Origin of the sequence: Azospirillum sp. B506 (genome assembly GCF_000333595.1) — a bacterium.
GTDB lineage: Bacteria > Pseudomonadota > Alphaproteobacteria > Azospirillales > Azospirillaceae > Azospirillum.
Genome location: NZ_BADK01000694.1, coordinates 1 through 1741 on the forward strand (window position 1 = coordinate 1; position 1741 = coordinate 1741).

General features: G+C 63.8%; 2 protein-coding genes. One reads left to right on the top strand and one right to left on the bottom strand.

Features of this window, described 5'->3' with window-relative positions:
* Positions 1–1200 (top strand): sensor histidine kinase (locus I71_RS20785; protein WP_049976220.1); only part of this gene is annotated, 1200 nt, incomplete at its 5' end.
* A 33-nt stretch (positions 1201–1233) separates the two neighbouring features.
* Here the strand turns inward: I71_RS20785 and I71_RS20790 are convergent.
* Complete coding sequence (locus tag I71_RS20790) at positions 1234–1470, bottom strand: hypothetical protein (protein WP_042697448.1); 237 nt, start codon at positions 1468–1470, stop codon at positions 1234–1236.
* Positions 1471–1741 lie beyond the last annotated feature (271 nt).

Here is a 1741-nt window from a genome sequence, read left to right on the forward strand (position 1 = left end):
ATCGCGGTGAATGTCACCACGTGCGACGGCCGCTGGCTGTTTTGCAATGCCCAGTCCGTGCGGCTGATGGGCCGCGACCGGACGGAGATGATGCGCATCCCGGTGGCCGACCTCTATGCCGACCCTGCGGAACGGGAGGCGCTGATTGCCCGGTTCGACAGGGAAGGTGCCTTCCGCAACGCCGAGATCCGCTTCCGCCGGCCGGACGGCAGCATCGTCTGGGCCCTGTCCTCGTGGAACAGCATCGAACTTGACGGCGAATCGGCACTTCTGACCTGGCTCTACGACATCACCGACCGCAAGGCGGTCGAATCGGCGATGGTCCAGGCCAGGGAAGAGGCGGAGCAGGCGCTGGCCGATCTGCGGGAGGCCCAGGAAAGCCTGATCCAGGCCGAGACCATGGCCTCGCTCGGCCAGTTGGTGGCCGGGGTGGCGCACGAGATCAACACGCCCATCGGCATCGGCTTGACCGCTGCCAGCCATATCGGCGAACAGGCCCAGATTCTGCGGGAACGCTTTACCGGCAACACGCTGCGCCGGTCGGAATTCCTGGAGTTCCTGGACGGTTTGAGTGAAAGCAGCCGCCTGCTGATGGCCAACATCGACCGGGCGGCATCTCTGGTGCAGAGCTTCAAGCAGGTGGCGGTCGACCAGTCTTCCGGTGACCGCCGGGTATTCGAATTGGGCAGCTATATCCAAGAGCTGCTGTTCTCGCTGCGCCCCCGGCTGAAGCGCACCAATCTGAAGGTGGCGGTGGAGTGCGACGACGAGCTGACGATGGACAGCTTTTCCGGCGCGTTGGGGCAAGTGCTGACCAATCTGGTCATCAATGCCGTCGTCCACGCCTATGGCGATGGCGACCGGATTGGCGAGCGTGCGGTCGAGGAGCCGGCCGGCACGATCAGGATCACCGCGCAGGCGGATGGGGTGGAGCGCGTGCGGATCGATTTCATCGACGATGGCGCCGGCATCGCCCCGGAACATCTGTCGAAGGTCTTCGATCCCTTTTTCACCACCAAGCGCGGGCAGGGCGGGTCCGGCCTGGGGCTGCACATCGTCTTCAACACCGTCACCGGCCCGCTCGGCGGCAGCGTGTCCGTCCAATCCTGGCCGCGGCAGGGCACCCGTTTCACCATCCTGCTGCCGCGCGAGGCGCCGGCCATGCAGTCTGCCACGGCGGCGGTACCGGCTTTGGGCTGATGCCGCGTCTTGCCCCTGCCACGGATCTGCGGATCAGGCGACGTGCAGTTCGTGGAGCTGCAGATGCTTTGGCCGGCGGCCACGGCGCTTTGGCGCCGCGAAGGTGGCGAGCGCGCCATTTTCCCCGCGCAGCTCGGCATTCAGTTCCTGCACGCAGCGCTGGAGCAATTCCTTCTCGCGCTGGTCTTCGCGGTCGGTGATTTCCAGGCAGCTCAGCTTGATCTCGACGAGGTCGATCAGCGTTTCGGCGCAACGGCGTGACAGGGTCATGGTATCCTCCACGGCGACGGGGGCGGCGTCACTGACCGGCGGGGGTTCAGTCGGGATCACCCCGCGCGAACGAGTTGTGCGTCACCCGGACTTTCTAGTGCTCATGGTGGTATCATACCCGCCTTCCATTAAAAAGTATCTAAAATTTTATACAGATTTGTCCCTTTCGTCTGTTTTTCTGGAAAAGCGCATTTATGTTTTTGTAAACGTTGACAAGGCTACGTCCGGCCGTTAGAACGCTCCCCACGCCAGCGGTGCCCAACGGGAAACC

What these genes read in the sequence shown, in the direction of transcription:
- I71_RS20790 (WP_042697448.1), bottom strand. Translation starts at nt 1,470, where the DNA reads ATGACCCTGTCACGCCGTTGCGCCGAAACGCTGATCGACCTCGTCGAG.